Consider the following 22,490-nt stretch of genomic DNA (forward strand, 5'->3'; position numbering starts at 1 on the left):
TAATAGTCAGTTCATAGAGCTGGCAGCTAGCAACCTGTCACCCAGAAACTAAGCGCAACATACAGATCTCAACAATAGATACTAAGGAAGCTGCAAGCGATGCCAAAGCTAGAACAGCGATTTGACTACGTCAAAATTGGTCTGGCATCTCCGGATCGAATTCGCCAATGGGGGGAGCGGACTCTACCTAATGGGCAGGTGGTTGGTGAAGTCACAAAACCGGAAACCATCAACTACCGAACCTTGAAGCCAGAGATGGATGGTTTATTCTGTGAGCGGATCTTCGGCCCAGCTAAAGATTGGGAATGCCATTGTGGTAAGTACAAGCGAGTTCGGCATCGTGGGATCGTCTGTGAGCGTTGTGGCGTCGAAGTCACAGAATCTCGGGTGCGACGGCATCGCATGGGCTATATCAAGCTGGCTGCTCCTGTAGCTCACGTTTGGTACCTCAAGGGGATTCCGAGCTACATGGCGATTCTACTCGATATGCCTTTACGGGATGTGGAGCAGATTGTTTACTTTAACGCCTATGTGGTGCTCAATCCAGGTAATGCAGAAAATCTAACTTATAAGCAGCTGCTGACAGAAGACCAGTGGATTGAGATTGAAGACCAAATCTACAGCGAAGACTCCCCCCTAGAAGGGGTTGAAGTTGGCATTGGAGCCGAAGCACTGCAACGGTTGCTGCAAGACATCAACTTAGAAACAGAAGCCGAGCAGCTGCGTGAGGAAATTGCGACCTCCAAGGGTCAGAAGCGAGCCAAGTTGATTAAGCGACTGCGTGTGATTGACAACTTCATTGCAACCGGCGCTCAAGCTGAATGGATGGTGTTGTCGGTAATTCCGGTGATTCCGCCGGATTTGCGGCCAATGGTGCAGTTGGATGGAGGCCGTTTTGCGACCTCTGACTTGAATGACTTATATCGGCGAGTGATCAACCGCAACAACCGTCTAGCCCGTCTACAAGAAATTCTGGCTCCTGAAATTATTGTCCGTAACGAGAAACGGATGCTTCAGGAAGCAGTGGATGCCTTGATCGACAATGGTCGTCGCGGACGAACCGTAGTAGGTGCCAACAACCGTCCTTTGAAGTCGCTGTCAGACATTATTGAAGGTAAGCAAGGTCGCTTCCGCCAGAACCTATTGGGTAAGCGGGTAGATTACTCTGGCCGTTCTGTGATTGTGGTAGGTCCGAAACTCAAGATCCACCAATGCGGACTGCCACGGGAAATGGCGATCGAGCTATTCCAACCTTTCGTGATTCATCGGCTGATTCGCCAAGGCTTAGTCAACAACATCAAGGCTGCGAAGAAGCTAATCCAGCGGGGCGATCCGAGTGTTTGGGATGTGCTGCAAGAAGTGATTGATGGTCACCCAGTGCTGCTAAACCGAGCGCCAACCCTGCACCGCTTAGGGATTCAGGCGTTTGAGCCGATTTTGGTAGAAGGCCGCGCGATTCAATTGCACCCATTGGTTTGTCCCGCGTTTAACGCTGACTTTGATGGTGACCAAATGGCCGTTCACGTGCCACTCTCGCTAGAATCGCAAGCAGAGGCTCGGCTGCTGATGCTGGCTTCTAATAATATCTTGTCGCCAGCGACAGGTCGCCCAATTGTCACTCCGAGTCAAGACATGGTGTTGGGTTGCTATTACTTGACTGCGGAGAATCCTACTCATCAGAAGGGTTCAGGCCGTTATTTTTCTGGCTTAGATGACGCGATCACGGCCTATGAGCAGCAACAGGTTGACCTTCATGCTTACGTTTGGGTGCGCTTTGATGGTGCTATGGAATCCAATGAACCGGATACAGACCCATTAGAAGTCCAAGAGTCTACGGATGGTACGGTCACCAAGGTTTATAAGTTCCGCAGAACCCGTGAAGACGGGGAGGGGAATTTGATCTCGCAGTATATTCGGACGACTCCAGGACGAATTATTTACAACAAGACGATTCAAGACGCCTTGACTGACTAAGCTTCATGAAAGTAGAAGCTTCAATTTCGTGGCGTGAGCCTTTACAGACGTGATGAATAGACGCGACTGGGAAGTCGCGTCTATACGCGTCTCTTCCTGCATCAAAAGAGGGACAGAGAGCAACAATGGCAGAGCAAAATTCAAATCAAAAGCCTGAAGCACCAGTGATTTTTCGGAATCGAGTGGTTGATAAAGGACAGCTTAAGAAACTAATTTCTTGGTCTTTTACCAACTACGGTACGGCTCGGACCGCCCAGGTGGCTGACTTATTGAAGGATCTGGGCTTTCGCTACGCTACGAAGGCAGGGGTTTCAATTAGTGTAGATGACCTACAAATACCTCCAACCAAGCGAGCGCTATTGGACGCAGCGGAAGAAGAAATTCGAGAAACGGAAACCCGTTATACCCGTGGCGAGATTACCGAAGTAGAGCGCTTTCAAAAGGTGATCGATACTTGGAACGGGACGAGCGAAGAACTCAAGGATGAGGTGGTACGCCACTTCAAAACCACCAATCCGTTGAACTCGGTTTACATGATGGCCTTCTCTGGGGCTAGAGGAAATATCTCCCAGGTGCGCCAACTAGTTGGTATGCGCGGACTGATGGCTGATCCGCAAGGTGAAATCATTGACTTGCCGATTAAGACCAATTTCCGAGAAGGTTTGACCGTTACTGAATACATCATTTCCTCCTACGGAGCGCGGAAGGGACTAGTAGACACTGCGCTCAGAACCGCAGACTCTGGATACCTCACCCGTCGTCTGGTGGACGTGGCCCAGGATGTGATTATTCGCGAACTCGACTGTGGCACTCAACGGGGTATCCCAGTGCGTAGCATGACCGACGGCGATCGCGTCTTGATTCCCCTGAAAGACCGCTTGTTTGGTCGAGTGATCGCAGAGGATGTGGTGCATCCGCAAACTGGAGAAGTGGTTGCTGCTCGGAACCAAGACCTCTCGGATGACCTCTGCCACATCATTGGTCAATCAGGCGTAGAAACAGTGATGGTGCGATCGCCTCTAACTTGTGAAGCGACTCGTTCTGTCTGTCAGCATTGCTACGGGTGGAGCTTGGCGCACGCTCACATGGTGGATTTGGGTGAAGCGGTTGGAATTATTGCTGCCCAATCTATTGGTGAGCCTGGAACGCAGCTAACCATGCGGACTTTCCACACTGGAGGGGTATTCACTGGAGAAATGGCGCGTCAGGTGCGGGCTACCTTTGAAGGCACCATCCGCTACGCTAAGCGTTTCCGGACTCGTCCCTACCGGACCCGTCACGGAGATGAAGCTTTAATTGCGGAAAGCAATACTGATCTGATGCTGGAGTCGGGTTCCAAGAAAGAATCCTTTGCGATTCCTCAAGGTTCAACTTTGCTCGTTAAAGATGGTGAGCATGTTAAGAAGGATCAATTCTTGGCAGAAGTCCCGCTGGCGGGCCGAACTCAGCGCACCACTGAAAAGGCTAGTAAAGACGTAGCTTCTGACTTGGCTGGAGAAGTCAAGTTTGCCGACATCGTTCCCGAAGAAAAGAAAGACCGTCAAGGCAACACCACCCGAATTGCTCAAAGAGGTGGCTTGATCTGGATTCTATCGGGTGAAGTTTACAACTTGCCCCCTGGTGCCGAACCGACCGTGAAGAACGGCGATCGCGTGGATTCTAGTAGCGTCCTCGCTGAAACCAAGCTGATCACGGAGCATGGTGGAACCGTGCGCCTACCTCAGCAGGAAGCGGAAGGTAAGGGCGGTCGTGAAGTTGAAATTATTACAGCTTCCGTATTGCTGGATGAAGCGCGAGTGCGGGTTGAGAGCTATCAAGGCCGCGACCACTACTTGGTCGAAACCAACCACAACCAGTCGTTCTCTCTCAAAGCAACGCCTGGAACGAAGGTGACAAACAACCAAGTCGTCGCAGAACTGATCGACGATCGCTACCGGACTCAAACCGGCGGGATAATTCGCTACTCTGGCGTTGAAGTGGCGAAGCGAGGTAAGGCTAAGCAAGGCTACGAAGTGGTTCAAGGCGGAACGCTGCTTTGGATTCCGGAAGAAGCGCACGAAGTGAATAAAGATATTTCTTTGCTCCTCGTTGAGGACGGCCAGTACGTCGAAGCAGGAACAGAAGTCGTTAAAGACATCTTCTGTCAAAGCAATGGTGTGGTCGAAGTCATTCAGAAGAATGACATTCTGCGGGAAATCGTGGTCAAGCCAGGGGACTTGCACATGATTGACAATCCCGAAGAATTTATGGGCAAAGAACCCACTTTGGCTAATCCTGGGCAAGAAGTGCTACCTGGTCTAACCCTTAGCGAACTCCGCTTCCTAGAGTATGTAGAAACACCCGAAGGTCCAGCCGTGCTCCTGCGTCCGGTTACCGAATTTGTGGTGCCAAACGAACCTTCTGTGCCGAGTCAAGCCTCAACTAGTGAAGAGTCTGGCCGTACCATTCAGCTACGTGCGGTACAACGCTTGCCTTACAAGGATGGAGAGCGGGTTAAGTCCGTAGAAGGTCTAGAATTACTTCGCACTCAGCTCGTGTTGGAGATTGATCAAGACGCACCTCAATTAGCTGCTGACATTGAGCTAATTCCGGACGAGACTGATCCAGAGATTATGCGGCTCCAACTCGTGATTCTGGAATCTTTAGTGATTCGTCGCGACATTGCCGCAGACACCACTCAAGGTAGTACTCACACTCGTCTCTTGGTCAAAGATGGCGAGCAGATTGCTCCTGGTGCTGTCGTAGCACGGACGGAAATTCAGTGTAAAGAGTCTGGTGAAGTACGAGGTATTCGCGAAGGAGCCGAAGCGATTCGCCGAATCCTCGTGGTGAGGGATGCTGACCGAGTGGTCATTAGCACTCAAGGCAAGGCTCCCAAAGTGAAAGAAGGTGACTTACTAGTAGCTGGCACAGAAATCGCCTCTGGTACCAAGCTAGAGGAATCTGGCCAAGTCGTTGGGATAGGCGAGGGTGAAGTTACCTTACGCATTGCTCGTCCTTATCGGGTGTCTCCTGGGGCCGTACTCCACATTGATGATGGGGATCTAGTCCAGCGAGGTGACAACTTGGTGCTGCTGGTGTTTGAGCGGACGAAAACTGGAGACATCATCCAAGGTTTGCCCAGAATTGAAGAATTATTGGAAGCTCGCAAACCTAAGGAAGCTTGTGTCCTGTCAGAACGTCCTGGTACCGCGCAAGTCGTCTACAGCGATGATGATGTGGCAGAAGTCAAAGTCATCGAAGCTGATGGCGTGATGACAGATTATCCCCTCGGTCCTGGTCAGAACGTGATTGTGTCAGATGGGCAGGAAGTTGGTGCATCAGAACCTCTCACGGATGGTCCTTCTAACCCCCACGAGATTTTGGAGATCGTCTTCAAGGTCAACCGCGAAACGTTGGGAGTTCATGACGCATCCCTGATTAGTTTGCAGAAGGTACAAACCTTCTTAGTGAACGAAGTGCAGTCTGTATATCAATCCCAAGGGATTGATATTTCCGACAAGCACATTGAAGTGATTGTGCGTCAGATGACTTCCAAGGCTCGCGTCGATGATGGTGGAGACACCACCATGTTGCCGGGTGAATTAGTGGAACTCTACCAAGTTCAGCAAGTAAACGAGGCAATGGCCATTACCGGGGGGGCACCTGCTGAGTACACTCCTGTGTTGTTGGGTATCACCAAGGCATCGCTCAACACGGACAGCTTTATTTCGGCGGCTAGTTTCCAGGAAACCACACGGGTGCTCACAGAAGCGGCGATTGAAGGGAAGTCCGACTGGTTGAGAGGTCTGAAGGAGAACGTGATCATTGGCCGCTTGATTCCAGCGGGTACTGGTTTCAATGCCTATGAAGAAGTGGGCAGTCCCGATATTGACCTTACCTTCGATGGCACCAGTGTCTTTGATGAAGATGCGGACCTCCGAGATGTGGTCTTAGACGATCGCACTGCTCGTAGCTACGGCTTGGATGGTGCATTCGACGATCGCCCCAACTTCAGCTTCGAAAGTTTCACGGCTCCTGTTCCCGGGGATGAAAAACCAACATCCGCCATCTTGGACGATGATGAACTGATTGATGATGAGTTTACCGATGTAGTAGATGATGACGATGAAGAGTAATCTTCTTTAATCGCGCTATCTAACACCGTTAAGGCTTAAGTGAAACCGGAGGCTCAGATATTCCTGAGCCTCCGGTTTTTCTTTGCCACGGTAAATCTAACGACTAGAACACAGACACTTGCTGTGGTCGGTAGTCGGAGCCTGACTTGTTGGCACAAAAACCTAGGTCAACGGTTTGATTGGGTTGTAGGACTCTTGCCCAACTCGGCGGTGTGACTTGGTATTGCGAACCTTGGCGGTTGAAATTTCCGTTCCAGCTATTGTTAATGTTGGCTTGATTCATCCGAAAAGCTAACTGCCAATTCTGCACAGCTTTCTGAGTTGGATTCTGGACTAGGAACCTGACGCAAAAACCACTCGCCCAATCCGACTCGATTGTCATCTTAGTTGTGAGTTGATTTTTGGTCGTTTGAGTTTTGTTAGGTGATAAGGACGTAGGTGAGGTGGCAGGCGATCGCAGAGTTGGCCGTGGAATTGACCCCTGGCTTGCCCCCGCTCGTTGCTGCTTTGCTGGGACAGCCGCACCCGTTGGCCGGAAAGTTGTGAGTGGAGAACGCGCTGTAGGTAAGAGTTGGCTCAAGAGTTTTTGCTTAGCGTCCTCGATGCTGCGCCAATCATCTTGTAAAACGCCTCCGGTATCCTTGCTATTAGGATTCCAGCTCCAGTAAGTAAAACTCAGTTGTTTCTGTTTAATAAACTCAACCAACTGTTGTTGCCAAATGCCTTCTTTGGAATTGCTGTCTACCTGCCGTCCCCCAAATTCTCCAATTAAAACTGGAGCTAGCTTCTGAGTCGCAATGTAGTGAAATCCAGTTTCCCAACGGTTGTAAAGGTTTTTAGGGAAAGTTTTTTCTGAAAACCAGGGTTGGTCGTAAACTCCAGGGCCATACTCATGAGGGGAGTAAACGAGTTGATCCTTAACTGCTAAGCGAACTGGATAACGTTTCACGCCTTCTAAGTTGCCGCCTTGCCAGTGCCTGGATAATTTTTGTCCAGGAACATTATTCTCTACTCCCTCAACGACAATCAGCCAATGAGGATTCGTCTTCAAAATGGCATTACCCGCTCGCTCAGCTGCTAGTCGCCAGTCTGTTGCTGAGTCATTGGTGCCCCAACTCGCTCGACCATGTGGCTCATTTTTTAGGTCAGCTCCAATGACATGAGGCTGATTCTTGTAACGATTTGCTAACATTTTCCAGGTGTCAATCCAATCAGCTTCGGTAAAGCCATCGCCATACCAAAGTTCTGGAATGCGTTGATCATTCAGTTGATGACAGTCCAGTAAAATCAGTAGCCCTTGCTGTCCTGCCTCTTGAATCACGGCGTCCATAATTTCTAGAGGCGATTTACCTTGCAAGGTTTGATTGGCACCAATATTGAAGTCAATGCCACTTGCTGCGGCAGAGCGCAAAGCTTCTAGGGAGAAGGGCAGCCGAATGATGTTGTATCCTAATCCTTTGATTTGTGCCAGCATCTCACGGTAGTCCCGCGTCCAAAGACCGTGAGGGGCATGCAATTCAGTTTCGATGCCAAACCAGTTCACTCCCCGCAATAAAACTGGACGACCGACCCCATCGACAATTTGGGCTCCTCTGGTGGAGAGAGGGAGCGCGATCGCGGCACTCGCGGCTTCTAAACCTGGGTTGAACTGTAATCCCAAACTGAGACATAAACCCGCTAAAGCTAAGGACAACCACTGGAGTAAAGACCGCGATCGCCAAATTGGGGTTTGAGCGCCTAAATGAGGACGATTGGGGTTGAGTGATCGTGCCTGTTTCCAAGCAGGAATTGCTCTTGGGCAATAGCGTCCAAAAGATTTCAAAGCTAGCTGGAACAATTTGCTCATATGTTTAGTCAATAAATGGTTTAGCTATGAGCACTCAATGAGATACCCGAAATAACCTCTTAATCGCTTCTTAACTTCTGTTGAGTTAACTAATAGGTTTCATTGGTTTAACTCGATTGACTCCGCAATAACATGCAACTCGGAAGATTACAGATTTCGACGTTAATTCAAGTCAAAGGTGTCTATTTATTGAAAGATTTACCATTCAACAATCCAGCTTCATCTAAGCTTCTTGTAGTCCTCAGCCCTTGATAAATATAGCTCTATCCTAAGAGGTACTTACCTTTTAGGGATTATTTGTATGGGCAAAATTAAGAATCTAAGCTAAGGGATATAACTTACGCAACTTCTATCAACCAAAGCGCTTAAGTAAAAAGTTCACATCTTCTTCATCACCTTCTCTGGGTGTCTTTATCAGCTCTATACGAAAGATTACCTAGATACCTATTAGTGTTTATAGAGAAGAGAAATTACTCTATGTGCTGCCTTCTAGAGTGAATTTCCTAGTTACCCACTCAGTCGCTGTTTTCGATCCTGCCTGACCTAAGAACTAGGGATATTGAAACAGTAGATATACTTTCCGCTACAAAACCAACGACTTTTGAAACCCATATTTGCTTGGAGTCCCCAAAATGCCTGTATCGTCGCTTAAAAGCTTTTTATTGCCTGCTGTCCTTCTGTCTAGCACGGTGTTTTCCAGCTTGACGTTACCATTAGTTATGTTGGGTTCACAGCCAATTGATATTCGGGTTCAGCAAGAACCTGTTTTCAGTGGCCAATTGAAAGATGTAGCAGCTCCTTACCTTGGTTTTGCAACGGCGCTGAGTTTGGGCGCGGGCATCGCTAGCGTAGCTGTAACTGGATGGCGGCGGTCTTCGCGCAAATCGGCTCAAGTTGAAGAACAGCTATCCAGCCTCCAAGAGAATTTGCAAGTTAAAGAGAGCCAGTTAGAAGAACTAAAGTTATCCGAAGTTCGCCTAGCTGCTACAGGCCTCTCTGAATTTCTGCATGACAAGCCAGTCCAAGTGGTCACGGGAACTACGGTAGATTTAGCTCAGCCTGTCGTGATTGCTCCATCAGCTATCCCCACTGCAACTGCTGAAACAGTTACGACCTCGCAGGCTGCTGTCAAAACTGATCTGTCCCGTCCTGTCTCGGTGCAAGCCGCGGTTTCAGCTCTGCATCCAGCTCAAGCTTTCCTTAGTTTTGCTCAAGCTGGGGCAACTACCGAGGAAACAGAGGTACAAGCACCCGTTGCCCATGCCCAAGTTGATGAGTTGCAAACTCAACTCAAGCAAATCATGGCTCAACTGGAAGTGTTGCAAGGAGCTTTGCACGATGTGCCTCAACTGGATGCTGCTCGTGCTAGCAGCTTCACCAGATTCCATCCCACTATGAGCTATGCTCAGCGCTCCCAAAAGGTAGAGCCAATCCGTGTTCAACAGAAAGTGGCTTCCTGACTCACTCAGTTAGCTCAAGGCTACTTGATTGCCAAATCCAAACTACTGTTTCCTCAACCCTTGATGCCGCTAGATATAACTTGAAGCAAGCGTCGTTAGCGGAGTAACTGATCAGGTGAGAGAGGAGCAGTAGTTTGGCTTGTATTGGCACTAGCGGTTGGCTTGGAGTTCGCTGGGGCTGATTTTTCAGGGGTAGCAATCTGCGAGCGATCGCCCCACCCTCCGTTGATGTCTGCTGTCGTCAGGGTGGGAGGAGTGGTTTTCCCGGTCGGTAAGGGGACGGGTAAAGCTTGACTAATCTGTAGATAACGCTGACCATCAGTAGTGAATCGCGCTAAATTACCTTCTAGTTGAATTCCTTGCTCTTGTACCTTCTGCTGAATCGTAGGCGGTTGTCCCTCTGGCTCAAACGTTGCTAGAAAGACAACATCAGGGGCGGGAGTCGTTGGAATTTTGAGTTCGGACTGGTTAATCTGCCATCCCTCGCGAAATTGGCCATTGGGTGCAACTTGCCAAAGATTGAGGGAGGTCTGCCACTTGCCTTGATTAACCACTACATCTTGCCGACTTAAGACGGTGTAAGTCAACTGAGATTGAAGTTGTGGTGATAAACCCCCAGTTGCTAAGGGTGCTGTTTGACTGGGAGAGAGGTAGCGGATAGCAGAGACAGTGATGCGGCTCTGGTCTGGTAAGTTTGTGTTGCCTGAGACGGAATAAACTCCCGATCGCCCAGCAGGTTCTACTTGGAGGTTCAAATTAACCTCAGGGGGTTTAGCTTGCGAGCAACCAGTGCTAACCAGAAGTAAGCCGCTTAAACAATAGGGTGCCGCTCCATGCCAAATTTGTTTGGCGGGCAAGATGAAATGTAGGAATTGACGTTGCATGGCGATCGCGAGTAAAAATGGGGCTGTAAACGGAATAACAAATCCTATTAGTTAGTGTGAACTGAATTAGAACAGAATCAAATAGTGATTCATGAAGATTTTCTTGATCAGGACAATATTTTAATCTTCTAGTTCTTGTGTAAAAACTTAGTGAATTCACTGGCTTTTTTGACACAATAACTTGGAGATATTGTATTTCCTTAAGTTAGATTGCCTGACGCTAATTCAAGTTAGGGTGCTTAGTAAAGAGTTCGATTCTAATAATATTTAGATTGAACGCATTCAAACACTAGCGATGTATTTGCATACAAGTAAAACTTTATTGTTCCAATGACCGCCGCTTCTGCTAAAGTTTTCAGCAGTCTAAATGTTTTTCGGTAGTCTTAGCTTCCATATTCACTAGACCGCATCAGACAGCACAATAGGTGTGAGCCATATCATGCTTGATTCTCGTTGGTCTATCTTCCGTAGCTATTTACTCTCGCTTAGAGTCCTAGCATCTGGCTCAATCTCATTGCTTCTTTTCATCGGGCTAACTCAGGTAAAGCCTAGCTGGGCAAACTCTCCCCGTCTGTCGGAATCAACGCCTCAACCCAGTTCTCAGAGTCAGGCCCCAGCCACTCAGAGTCCAAGTTCCGAAGCAAAGCTCAGAAATAAAAAGGCCACACCTCAGGCTCGCTCTACGTTGGCTGCGGCAGCGCTCGCCCCTCTTAAGGCTCCCCAAAACCTGTCTAATACTGAAGCGGATCTAGTCCATCAAATCGCTGGTTCTAGGCCAGAAGTGCTGGCTAAGCAGGTGGAAACGGCAATGCCCAGCTTCATCGCTCCGCAGCGATCGCCGTCTTTAGGATCTGACGCTACGACTCCATCTAAGTCGGTTAACCCGCAGCGATCGCGATCGGTTCAATCTTCATCTGTTACGACTAAAAGCACGACCAAAACCTCTGGGGTTAAACCGTCCCAGACAGCCCCCATCAAGACGGCTGACAATTACTGGCAGATGAATGGTGCAGGCTTGGGTGTCCCTGGACAATATAGTCCTGGAATCTGCGCGGGGAACTGTAATGGTTGGCCGCAGCCTGTAGGGCAGCGTAGCGATCCCAACGGACAACCCCTGCTAGTACCAACCCCCTTGCCTACGGTTCGCCCCGAGACGCCAAGTGCTAGTTTTTCGCCTCAGCAGCTACCTTGGATGTCTGGAGGGCCTGTAGCGGCTCCCGGTTGGGGAGGCATCAATGGTAATGCTTACCCTTATCCCTATCCGGTCGGGCAACTACCTCCGGCTCAGCTAGCCCCAATGCCGCCTCCTGGGTGGCATCCTTATGGTTGGAATCCCAATGGTGGTTTCTACCCGATGGGTCAGCCCATGCCTGCTCCCATGCCAACCTTGATGGTTCCAGGGGCGGGTGGTCCTACTGGACCCGATAGCTCCAATAATATTTATTTCTACAATCGGTACGCTCCTTCGCCACAGCCTACTGCCGCACCTGTAGCGCCTGTCTCCGTTCCTAATTTAACTGCGCCATTAACGTATCCAAATTTCTATAATGGTGCACCCAATTCCCCAAACAATTTCTATAATGGTGCGCCGAATTATCCCGGTAATTTCTATAGTCCAAACCCGGTTTACCCCACTAACACTTATAGCTCTCAAGCTCCTAGTTATCCCAACAATTATCCCGGTAATATTTACAACAATGTTCCTGGTTATCCCAGTAATTATTCCAACCCTGCTTTAGGGTATCCCGGTAATTCTTATCCGCCTAATTCTTATCCAACTGCACCTGGGTATCCCAGTAATTCTTATAGTCCTGTACCGAACTATCCCAGTAATTATCCCAACCCTGCTTTAGGGTATCCCGGTAATTCTTATCCGCCTAATTCTTACCCACCTAATTCTTATCCAACTGCATTTCCAACTGCCCCGAATTATCCGAGCAATCCATCTAGTCCTGCGCCGAATTATCCCGGCTATGGTGCTAATCCTACGCCCATGTATCCCGGTAGCGTTTATAACGCTGCACCCAACTACCCTGGAAGTCCATACCCCGGTGCCCCTGCTGCGTCCTACGGTGCTCCTAGCCCTTATGGTGCTGGGTATCCGACGGGGCAGCCGACCGCTTTTCCGCAGTTCCAAAATACGCCCACACCAACAGCTCCTCAAAGCACAACAGCCCCCCCAAGCAATTCACCAGGTAATGTAGCCCCTGCTGCTGCTTTAGAAACTCGACCAGAAACTTCCTCTAAGCCACTTTTGCGGAGTACGGCTTTGAGCGAACCTTCTGTGCAGCTGCAAGGTGTATATCTCTATCAGGCGGATGAATCATCCGCTAGAGCTCGCTTGTCAGCGGCTTATCCTTTAACGCCCAATATTCTGTTTGGTGGGGCGCTGGATTTGACGACAGGGCAGGGGTTGGTCGATTCGCAGCAAGAGGGGCTGAGTTTGAATGAGTTGTTTGTCGCTACTTCTCCGCGAGATTTGCCCAACTTGCGGTTTGTTGTAGGGCAATTAGACCTAACCTCTTATTTCGATCGCAACAGTTTTGCCAAGGATGGCGCGAGCCACTTCTTTAACCCAGTGTTTCAGACTAACTCCGCGCTGACCGCAACTGGGATTGGTTCTCGGCCTGGTGCTTTAGTGAACTGGGCTTTAACTGACAACATCGAAGCTAGATTTGCGGCGTTTTCCTCGGCGCGGAGCATTGGGGATTTCAGCTTAGATGGCTTTGCAGGCGAACTGGGACTCCGTTACGGCAACGCCATCATTCGCGGTACTTACAGCACAGGGCGAGAAACTGGAGCAGGCGATGGCTTCCGAGAAATCTTTCAAGTGAATCGAGGGGATGGGTTGAGTGGACCCCAGCGAGGCGATCGCGAGGAAGGCTTTGGCATCAACGCAGAGGTCTTTATTCCCAGCCTCAACATGGGTTTGTTTGGTCGCTACGGCCAGTACAACAACCGGGGTCTTGACGAACAAGGCAACACCTACAACGTCGGACTTACCGTTTTAGATGTATTTGCCCCTGACGATCGCTTGGGCCTAGCCTATGGTCGCCAACTGTCTAATGCGGCTTTACGAAGACAGCTGGGCGATCGCAACCCAGATGTTCTGGAACTCTATTACGATTTTCGCTTTTTGCCTAACTTGCGGCTAGGCTTTACCTTACAGGAACTAAATGGTTTCTCGGAGACGATCGCAGGATTCCGGCTCAAGACCGAATTTGATGTCACACCGAAGGGCAGGCTGCAATGAACCAACGGCATGACACCTGGAAAAACACCCGCAAAACAGTGAAGTTTAGGCGATTGGGCTGGTCTTGCTTGCTCGCCGTAGGGTTGAGCGGTGGTTTGATGGTAGACCTGTGGCCCTGGGAAATTCCGGCGGTGCAAGCGCAGACGGTGCCTGCTTCGGTTCGACAAGCTTATACCCTGCTAAATCGCGGCTTGGTCAATGATGCGATCGCGGCTTTTCAGCGAGCTATTCGCAGTTACCCACAATCGATAGAAGCCAAGTTGGGATTGGCGATCGCCTATCGGCGGGCAGGACAAGACGCCAATGCCTTCCAGGCTTATGGGCGCGTGTTGGAACAAGACCCAAACAACCGTTTGGCGCTCAAAACGTTGGGGTTTCTAGGAGGCTACCGAGCGGAATGGCAAGACCAAGGCATTATTGCTTTAACCACCTTGCTGAACTTAGAACCCAACGACCTAGAAGCGCGGGGACAGCGGGCGCTCTTACTGGGCTATCGGGGTCGCTTTGCAGAGTCTTTGGCTGACTACCAGATTGTTTTACAAAACAATCCCACCCCTGATGTGATTCTAGGGGCGGCGCAAATTTATACTTACACGGGAAATGCTCAGCAAGGGTTAGAGCTGTTCAACCGCTACCGAGCTTCCGGCAAAACGATCACCGGGAATGCCGCAGTGGCCTATGCTCGGGCCTTGAGGGAAACGGGCAATCCTGCTCAAGCGATCGCCATTTTGCAAGCGCAACTACAATCATCCCGCGAGTTAGACGACACGGCGATTCAAGCTCGCTCGGAACTATCTCAAGCTTATTTGGCTAACCAGCAACCTGCTGAAGCGCTAGCAGTTTTAGATCCACTCCGTGGTCGTCCTGAAGCAGCCTTGCCTTTGGCGAGGGCACTCAATGAGTTAGGGAGCAAAGCCAATGCTCCGACCCTGACCCAAGAGGCAGCAGCCCTCTACCGTCAGGAACTCCAGCGCCAAACCAATCCTACGCCGACGTTGGTGCAAGAAGTGGCCGATGTGCTCAGCGGTATTCCTGCCGAGCAACCTTATGCGCTGCAACTGTATCGCCAACTGACGCAGCAGCAGCCCAACAATCAAATTTTGGCGCTGAAGCAATTGGCCTTGGAGAGCCAGTTGGGCGTGATTTCTAGAGCTGAGCTACGGCAACGACTACAAACGGTTTTGCAGCCTTTACCGAGCAATCCAGTAGAGCTACAACAGTTAGCTCAAGCGCTCTCAGCAGTGGAACCAGAACCAGAACTGTTCCCGGTGTACCAAACGTTGCTGCAAGCGGGCGTCAACGCGCCTTTTCTCAACTTCCGCATCGCCCAACTCTTGATTCAGCAGAACAATCTGCCAGCGGCGAGAAGTGCCTTGGCTGCCTATGCTAATACATCGGCAGGAGCACAGGACCGAGCTTCGGAACTACTTTTGGCTGAGATCGAGCGGCGGGAAGGCAACTTGGAAGCCAGCGCTCAGCGTTATCAAGCAATTCTGGCTAGTAACCCCAGCGATCGCGACATCATCAACAATGCCTTGCAAGGCTTGGCAAGTGTGCGTCAAACGCAGGGACGCACCGATGAATCGTTAGCGATTTATAACCAATTAGTTGCCCTGAATCCGCAAAATTTGGAAATTCAACTGGGTCGAGCAGCTTTAGCTTATCAGGCTCAACGGATTTCTTTAGCTGAGGCGGAAGCGGTGTTGAATACTTGGCTGCAAACCCGCCCCCCCACCGACACGCCGCCGGAATTGGTGACTTTGGTGGGAGTGCTACCCCCGGACCCTCGCCGCGAACCGCTTTACAATGCGCTGCTGCAACTGGACCCGAATAATTCTGCTTTGCAGTTACGCTCGATTCAGGTGATTGCCGCTCGGAGTCCTGCCCAAGCCAGAGCGATCGCCGCCCAATTGGTAGCCCGCAATCCCAATAATCCGAGTGCGTACCAACTGCAAGGGCAGGTAGCCCAGGCATTAGGAGATTTGGACCAAGCCAGTGATGCCTACCAGCGGCTTTTGCAAATCCAACCAAACAATGTTGAAGCACTATCTGCCTTAGGCGGGGTGCGATTCCAGCAACGTCGGTTTGGGGCGGCAGAGCAGTTGTATTCGCAAGTGCTAGCGTTCAATCCGACAGATGTGGGGGCACAGCGATCGCTGGCTGAACTGATGGCGGCTCAAGGCATGCCCCTCACCGCTTTGCAGCAACTGGAACAACTTCAGGTACAGCAAGCGACGACTGGAACCCCGGATAGTAGCTTGTCTCGGAGGGTGCAGCAGATCAAAGAAGACTTGTTGAGACAGCGAGGGTTTCAACCACCGTGGGAGCGTTACTAACTGCTAAATGGATGGTGTTGTCACCATGCGGTTCAATTTTGTGCGTTTAGCTTTACTACCTTGTGCAGGGCCAGTTGAGATGTTACGGTACCCCAAAACTAAGCGACAAACAGGCTCGTGGTCATGGTGGCGTAGGGCAGCAGTGGCAGTTAGTCTGAGTGGCATGATGGGACTACTCGGATGTTCTAAATTTTCTAGCGACGTCAGACAATCTCCACCCGCTACCCCGCCAGCCACTACAGCGCCAACTCCCAGTCCAGACCCGACTGTAATCAGCTCAGCAACAGCAGCGCCAACTCAACAACTGTTGCAGCAAAGTTGGACCGCCTATCGGCAACGTTTTATTCAAGCGGATGGGCGGGTGATTGACCGGGAAGCAGGCGATCGCTCTACGTCCGAAGGGCAAGCCTATGCCATGCTGCGAGCGGTGTTGAGTGATGACCCCAGCACCTTTGCCAAAACCTTGCAGTGGTCAGAAAACAATTTGCAACGCCAAGCTAATGGCAAACGTACCGACCAGCTCTGGGTTTGGAAGTGGGGCCGTAATGAACAAGGCCCAAATGAACCCGCAAGATGGGGAGCGATCGACCCGAATTTTGCCAGTGATGCCGATGTCGATGCCATTACCGCTCTGATTTTGGCATCCCGGCGTTGGCAGAAACCAGAGTATTTGAAGTTGGCCCAAGCCAAATTGCAAGACTTGTGGCGATTCTCTACCGTGGTCGCTGGTGGGCAGCGCTATTTGCTGCCAGGGCCAGCCGCAGCTTTTCAGCAGCAGACCGTGATTCAACTGAATCCGTCCTACTTTGCGCCTTATGCGTTTCGGCTCTTTGCTCAAGTCGATCCCAAGCACGATTGGTTGAGCTTGGTGGACAGTAGTTATCAAGCTCTGGAAAACTCAGCCACGCTATCAGCTGTTGGTTTGCCGAGCGATTGGGTAGCGGTGGACACAACCACAGGAGAATTTCAACCGTTACCGCTCTCTGGGCCGCTGAAAAGCCAATACAGTTTTGACGCTTACCGCGTCTGGTGGCGGGTCGCTTGGGACGCGGAGTTATTCGACTCCGCACCTGCCAAAGCGTATCTGCAAAAGCATTTAGGATTTCTGCAAAAACAATGGCGATCGCAACAAAAAATCCCCGCCACTTTTGATCTTTCAGGTGCACCGACCGTGAGTTACGAAGCCACTGCTCAATATGCCATGTTGTATCCTGCTTGGCGACTGCTCGACCCGGCGATCGCCACCGAGCTTTGGCAGCGAAAGTTGCAGCCCCAGTACCGTAATGGTTTTTGGGATAACAACTCCGCTTATTATGTGCAAAACCTCGCTTGGTTAGGCTTGCTACCGCCCGACACCATTTCTCCCCAACTGTTGCAACCTCGTTAAAGCCCCACCCGCTAAACTTACCCATCCATGCAACGCATCTTCCGGCACTTACTTTCATCTTCCCGCCGCCAGTCTTGCCCAGGGAGCCGCCAACAGCGCCCCGTGATCTGGCTTCTGTTACTCACCTTTGCGGGCACAGCGATTGGGGTGACGGCAAGCTTAGCCGTAGCCCAACAGAACGATCGCGATATTACCCAAGACGAAAACCAGGTGATCGAGGAGCTGACGCTGCCAGAACCGCCGCCGCAAGCTCCGGTGTACCAGCCTGCACCGGAGCCTGCACCTTACGAACCTGCGCCGGAACCTGCACCAGAACCCGCACCTGCGGAAGCTCCAGCTCCCAGAGAACCAGCGGCGATTGAACCTGACCCTGAGCCTGCTGCTCCCCCAGCCGCCACTGCACCAGAACCTGCCAGCTCTCCTACCTCACCAGGAGCCAATCCAAATCCTAGCTCTACCCCCGATGCTGTCGCTGCCCGAGGCCCAACCGTTCCTTACGTCCTAGAATTCAACCGCAGCCCAGTCGTAGGTAATCGCTTGCGGTTACAAGGGGTGTTTGCCGATGCTCGATTAGGATTTACCCGCCCCCGCACTTGGAATTTGCGTTCTGCCAAGGTACTGGTGCGGTTCCAACACTCGCCCGCCCTTTTAGCCAACCGTTCTAACTTAACCGTTCGAGTAAATGGAACGAGCGTTGGCAGTGTACCGCTGAACCGGAAGCAGTCCGAAATCGGTCAGGTTTTGCTGAATGTGCCGCCCAACTTAATTCAAGACTTTAATGAAGTGACGCTGGTGGCACAGCAGAACAACTCAGCGACCTGTACTGATCCTGCCGACCCCACCTTATGGACGGAAGTCTTACCTGATTCCAAGCTGATCTTTAACTATCAGCCCAAACCCGTCAAACTCGACTTTACCCGATACCCCTATCCTTTCTTCGACGACCTCAGCCTGGACCCGAATCGAGTCACTTATCTGTTACCCAACCAAGTCAATAGTGCTTGGTTGACCTCGGCGGCTCGCTTCCAGGCCGCGCTAGGACGCTTGGCAGAGTTTCGACCGCTAGAAACTCGGTTGGTGAAAAACCTCAATCAGGCAAAAGCAGACGAGCGCTTGGTGGTGATTGGTACCCCTGAGGAGCAACCGGCGCTGAAGTCGCTCAAGTTGCCCCTGGCGATCGCTGACAACCAAGTGCTAGACGCTAGCCGCAACCCATTGCCAGCGGAGTCAGGCATTTTGATGCTGGCCACCACCCGCAACAATGGCATTCCGGTTTTGATTGCCACAGGGAATGGTCCAGAAGGCGTTAACAAAGCGGTGCAGTTTTTGGTGCAGTCGAAGGACCGCCAGATTGGTACAGGTTATTACCTAGTTGTGAATAGCGTTACCCCAGTGCCCACACCGCCTCTGAGGCAATGGCCCGGTTATTTGCCCGAGAAAAACTCCTTCAAACTGCGTGAGCTCAATAACGCTGAGAACGAACCTTTTGAAGATGTTACGGTGCGGGGTGCTTATGCGCCGCCTGTAGAAGTAAATTTCCGAGCCTTGCCAGATGACCAGTTCACTCGTGGCAGCTCGATGAACTTGGTGTATAGCTACGGCCCGCAGGTGAACCCTCGACTCTCGACGGTGGAAGTACGACTCGATGGTGCCCCAATTGGCGGTAAGCGCCTGACCTCCGAGCAGGGAGCAGCTAGGGATACGTTAAATGTCAATCTCCCAGCTGAGTTAGTCAAACCGGATTCCAAAATTCAGGTGGCCTTCAACCTCAGCCCGCGTGAACCTGCTAACTGTGGCCGAATCAATGACCAGCAACTCTGGGGGAAAGTCCATGCTGACACCAACTTCAAACTCAAGCGCCAAAATGTCGTCCAAATTCCTGACCTGAAGTTGCTGGCTACGGGGTATCCCTTTGCTGCGCCTCAAGACCTCTCCACGACAGCAATCGTGGTTCCAGAAACACCATCCGTCACCGACTTGAGCACATTGTTAGAGTTTAGTGAGCGCTTAGGTCGCCTCAGCCAAGCCGACACGGTGAAAATAGAGGCTTACACCCAAGACGCTCTCACGACAGAAGTGAAGCAACGACAAAACTTAGTCGGAATTGGTGTGCGATCGCAGTTCCCCTTCCCCGAAGCATTCCAAGAAAATGGCTTTGCTCTAAAAAATGTGTTTTCTCGCAAATGGAATCAAAGCCAGATTCAAGCCTTGCCAGATTCGGAAGGGGTGATCAAAGAAGTGATTTCTCCTTGGAACGACGATCGCGTCCTGCTGGCTTTGAGCGCACAAACAGAGACAGGCTTACAGCAAGTGCAAAATTTGCTGAACCAAGACCCATTGTTCTTCCAGCTCAATGGCGATACGGTGCTGATTAGTGCCAATCAAGCAAGTGCTTCGGGCTACGATCCAGATGCTTACAATTTGGAGTTTCTCCAGCAAAGTTCTCAGCGACGGCTGGACAACAGCAATCCTTTCAGTAAAGTTTCGCGCTTCTTGCAAGACCATTGGTTCGTGCTGCCGACGGGGATCGTTGTATTTGCTTTGGGTCTCTACGGTATCACTCAGCTCTATCTCAAGCGTGTAGAAAAGCAGGATAAATAAATGGCCAATCCCTCTCCCCCGTTACGGCCAGATCCACCGCCCCTAGCGACTGGAGCGACAAGGCGATCGCCTCTAGACACATTAACCGATTGGTTAGTGAACCTAGTTCCCAGTTGGTTCGATCGCGCCTTGCAATCGCTTAACCGCCGCCAACTTTGGTTGTTAGCTTTACTCGTGCTCGTGCTCTCCTTGCCCTTGGTGACTACACCGCTGAAAGTTTGGCAGCAAGGCGTGATTGCAGGGCTACTGGTTCTGATGGGTTGGTTGATTGTACGCATTGAGCAGCAACGCAACAACCCGCAAACTAGCGAATATCTGCATTTGTTCTTGGTGTGGCTCAGTACAGTGACGACGGCTCGCTACCTGTACTATCGCACCGCTTACACTTTCAATTTTGACGGTTGGCTCAACGGCTTTTTTTGCATCCTCCTGTACGGGGCAGAGCTATACGCGATCATCACCCTGTTTTTGGCTTACTTCCAAACTCTGAAAATCAGAGAACGCCAACCCATTGACCTCTCTACTATTCCTAGCGATCGCTTGTTTAAGGTGGATGTTTATATTCCCACCTACAACGAAGATGTAGAGATTGTCCGCAAAACGGTTTTGGGAGCTTTAGCGATCGATTATCCTGCTGACAAAAAGCGGGTCTATATCTTAGATGATGGTCGAGCTGAGAAATATAAGGATAGACGAGAGTCTCTCCGCCAGATGTGTGAGGAACTTGGCTGCACCTTGCTGACTCGTGACAACAACGACCATGCCAAGGCAGGCAACATTAACACGGCCTTTAAGCGTACTGATGGCGACTTGGTCTTGATTTTGGACTGTGACCACATTCCTGCTCGACCTATTCTCCAAACAACGGTGGGCTTCTTTTATGATTCCAAGGTGGCATTTGTCCAGACGCCGCACTGGTTCTATAACCCAGACCCGTTTGAGCGCAACTTGCTGACTCGCGGCAAAGTGCCCGTAGGCAACGAACTCTTTTATAAAGTGCTGCAAAAAGGGAATGACTTTTGGAATGCAGCCTTTTTCTGCGGTTCGGCGGCGGTGATTCGCAAAGACTATGCCCTGCAAATTGGCGGAATTGCCACAGAAACAGTCACGGAAGACTGCCACACCGCTTTCCGGCTCCACTCCTTGGGCTATAAGTCGGTGTACTACGACCAAATCATGGTGGCAGGTTTAGCCCCAGAGAAGTTCTCTTCTTACATTGGTCAGCAAGTGCGCTGGGCTAGAGGCATGGCCCAGATTTTGCGCCTAGAAAATCCTCTGCTCAACCGCAAGCTCAACCTGACTATTCCGCAGCGGATTTGCTATTTTTCGGCGACTTCGCACTTCTTCTTTGGCTTTCCGCGTTTGATGTACGCGATCGCTCCCACCCTTTTCCTGCTATTTGGCATCAATCCGATCCGGGGTTTAGGGCTTGAGACCTTAGCCTACGCCCTGCCACATATTCTCTTGTCGATGTACGCCAACTTCATCACCTACAAGAATGTGCGGTTCTCGTTCTGGAATGAGATTTACGAATTCGCCATGTCGTTCTACGCCGGAGCCGTGACTCTGATGGCGTTGATCAATCCTAGAATGGGGTCTTTCAACGTTACCGACAAAGGGTTATCCGTCACCAAACGAGACTTTGATTGGGAATCCGCCCGTCCCTTGGTAGTAGTGGCGGTTCTGGTTGCTCTGTCGGTGCTATCCGTGCCCTTCTGGTTGATTCTGCGGCCAGAAGATAGCGAAGCTGTGTTGGTGAACATGCTGTGGGGCATCTTCAACCTAGTGTTGATTGTGGCGGCAATCCTGGTTTCATTTGAACAGCCGCAATTACGACGAACCCACCGCCTCAACCGCAAACTAACCGCAGTCATTTATGGCCCCGACCAAACCTGGAGAGGCAAAACTGAAGATGTCAGTGAGTCCGGGGCTAGAATTGTGCTCGATTCTTGGCCAAACTTACCAGACGAGATCGAGTTAGAACTCGTGGGTGACTATGGAGCCCGAGCGTTTCTCAAGGCGCGGATTGTGCGAGGAGTGCCGCTGAATGATGCCCAAACCATTTTAGTCGCTGACTTTATTAACCCTACCCAGTCAGAACTGGATGCCTTAGCGATCGTGCTCTACTCGGATGTGCGCGAGTGGTATTCCCAAAATCGTACCGAAGTAGATGACCCCCTGGATTCTCTCCGCTTTATTGCGACCAGCTTGACTCGCTCTTTCCAAGAAGCCAAGCCCATTCAGGGGCAAAAGGTGCGCAAGCGCATTCAAACTCCCGCCCAGTTATATTGGGAAGGCCATTTTTATACGGCTATGGCGACTGAGATGGGAGTTCGCAGCCTGCGGCTAGAATTTCACGAACCAATTGATGCTTTAGAGCAACTTCGGCAAAGCCAGCCCGTCGTCGGCGTGTTGCTAGAGGATGGTCATCCTTTACCCAAGCGTTTGTTGGCAGTAGTGCAAACAATAGAGCCATTAGCCAATTCTGGTAATGGAGATGCAGCATCAAGTACCGCGATCGAATTGCGCTTCCCAGAGCAATTGCAAGAACGCCAGGAAGGTCGAATCAAGCAACTTTTGGCAACGCTCTAGCCAAGAACCCCTAAAAGGTTTGGGAAAGGCACACCTCCG

10 protein-coding genes are annotated in these 22,490 nt (G+C 50.9%); 8 read left to right on the forward strand and 2 right to left on the reverse strand.

Annotation, left to right across the window (positions count from 1 at the left end):
• Positions 1–99 precede the first annotated feature (99 nt).
• Positions 100–1,974, forward strand: coding sequence for a DNA-directed RNA polymerase subunit gamma (locus H6F72_RS02245; RefSeq protein ID WP_190431416.1), 1,875 nt, complete (start codon positions 100–102; stop codon positions 1,972–1,974).
• 125 nt (positions 1,975–2,099) lie between these two features.
• On the forward strand, positions 2,100–6,092 hold the full coding sequence (locus H6F72_RS02250; RefSeq protein WP_190431419.1) for a DNA-directed RNA polymerase subunit beta': 3,993 nt from the start codon (positions 2,100–2,102) through the stop codon (positions 6,090–6,092).
• Positions 6,093–6,195: 103 nt separating this feature from the next.
• On the opposite strand, the gene H6F72_RS02255 is transcribed toward H6F72_RS02250, so the two are convergent.
• Positions 6,196–7,938 (reverse strand): cellulase family glycosylhydrolase, encoded by a 1,743-nt coding sequence (locus tag H6F72_RS02255; RefSeq protein WP_190431421.1) that lies wholly within the window; start codon positions 7,936–7,938, stop codon positions 6,196–6,198.
• A gap of 632 nt (positions 7,939–8,570) precedes the next feature.
• Between H6F72_RS02255 and H6F72_RS02260 the strand changes: the two genes are divergently transcribed.
• Positions 8,571–9,398, forward strand: a complete 828-nt coding sequence (locus H6F72_RS02260) for a hypothetical protein (RefSeq protein ID WP_190431423.1) — start codon at positions 8,571–8,573, stop codon at positions 9,396–9,398.
• 95 nt (positions 9,399–9,493) lie between these two features.
• Here H6F72_RS02260 and H6F72_RS02265 read toward each other — a convergent pair whose 3' ends face one another.
• Positions 9,494–10,282 (reverse strand): hypothetical protein, encoded by a 789-nt coding sequence (locus tag H6F72_RS02265; RefSeq protein WP_190431425.1) that lies wholly within the window; start codon positions 10,280–10,282, stop codon positions 9,494–9,496.
• Between the two features lie 439 nt (positions 10,283–10,721).
• Between H6F72_RS02265 and H6F72_RS02270 the strand changes: the two genes are divergently transcribed.
• The 5 genes from H6F72_RS02270 to bcsA are packed head-to-tail and all read left to right on the forward strand — an operon-like array spanning position 10,722 to position 22,451.
• On the forward strand, positions 10,722–13,535 hold the full coding sequence (locus H6F72_RS02270; protein ID WP_190431427.1) for a carbohydrate porin: 2,814 nt from the start codon (positions 10,722–10,724) through the stop codon (positions 13,533–13,535).
• Positions 13,532–15,871: a tetratricopeptide repeat protein gene (locus H6F72_RS02275; RefSeq protein ID WP_190431429.1), complete on the forward strand. Its 2,340-nt coding sequence runs from the start codon at positions 13,532–13,534 to the stop codon at positions 15,869–15,871. Before H6F72_RS02270 ends, H6F72_RS02275 begins: the two co-directional genes overlap by 4 nt.
• Positions 15,872–15,878: 7 nt before the next feature.
• Positions 15,879–17,258, forward strand: coding sequence for a glycosyl hydrolase family 8 (locus H6F72_RS02280; protein ID WP_242016732.1), 1,380 nt, complete (start codon positions 15,879–15,881; stop codon positions 17,256–17,258).
• A gap of 27 nt (positions 17,259–17,285) precedes the next feature.
• Entirely contained in the window at positions 17,286–19,859 is a 2,574-nt protein-coding gene (locus tag H6F72_RS02285; RefSeq protein WP_190431431.1) for a cellulose biosynthesis cyclic di-GMP-binding regulatory protein BcsB, read from the forward strand.
• Positions 19,860–22,451 carry a UDP-forming cellulose synthase catalytic subunit gene (gene bcsA / locus H6F72_RS02290; protein WP_190431433.1) on the forward strand — a complete coding sequence of 864 codons (2,592 nt, stop codon included), beginning with the start codon at positions 19,860–19,862 and terminating at the stop codon, positions 22,449–22,451.
• The last annotated feature ends 39 nt before the right edge of the window (positions 22,452–22,490 follow it).

The sequence above is a fragment of the Trichocoleus sp. FACHB-46 genome, from assembly GCF_014695385.1.
Lineage (GTDB): Bacteria > Cyanobacteriota > Cyanobacteriia > FACHB-46 > FACHB-46 > Trichocoleus.

What these genes read in the sequence shown, in the direction of transcription:
- H6F72_RS02245 (WP_190431416.1), top strand. Translation starts at nt 100, where the DNA reads ATGCCAAAGCTAGAACAGCGATTTGACTACGTCAAAATTGGTCTGGCA.
- H6F72_RS02250 (WP_190431419.1), top strand. Translation starts at nt 2,100, where the DNA reads ATGGCAGAGCAAAATTCAAATCAAAAGCCTGAAGCACCAGTGATTTTT.
- H6F72_RS02255 (WP_190431421.1), bottom strand. Translation starts at nt 7,938, where the DNA reads ATGAGCAAATTGTTCCAGCTAGCTTTGAAATCTTTTGGACGCTATTGC.
- H6F72_RS02260 (WP_190431423.1), top strand. Translation starts at nt 8,571, where the DNA reads ATGCCTGTATCGTCGCTTAAAAGCTTTTTATTGCCTGCTGTCCTTCTG.
- H6F72_RS02265 (WP_190431425.1), bottom strand. Translation starts at nt 10,282, where the DNA reads ATGCAACGTCAATTCCTACATTTCATCTTGCCCGCCAAACAAATTTGG.
- H6F72_RS02270 (WP_190431427.1), top strand. Translation starts at nt 10,722, where the DNA reads ATGCTTGATTCTCGTTGGTCTATCTTCCGTAGCTATTTACTCTCGCTT.
- H6F72_RS02275 (WP_190431429.1), top strand. Translation starts at nt 13,532, where the DNA reads ATGAACCAACGGCATGACACCTGGAAAAACACCCGCAAAACAGTGAAG.
- H6F72_RS02280 (WP_242016732.1), top strand. Translation starts at nt 15,879, where the DNA reads ATGGATGGTGTTGTCACCATGCGGTTCAATTTTGTGCGTTTAGCTTTA.
- H6F72_RS02285 (WP_190431431.1), top strand. Translation starts at nt 17,286, where the DNA reads ATGCAACGCATCTTCCGGCACTTACTTTCATCTTCCCGCCGCCAGTCT.
- bcsA (WP_190431433.1), top strand. Translation starts at nt 19,860, where the DNA reads ATGGCCAATCCCTCTCCCCCGTTACGGCCAGATCCACCGCCCCTAGCG.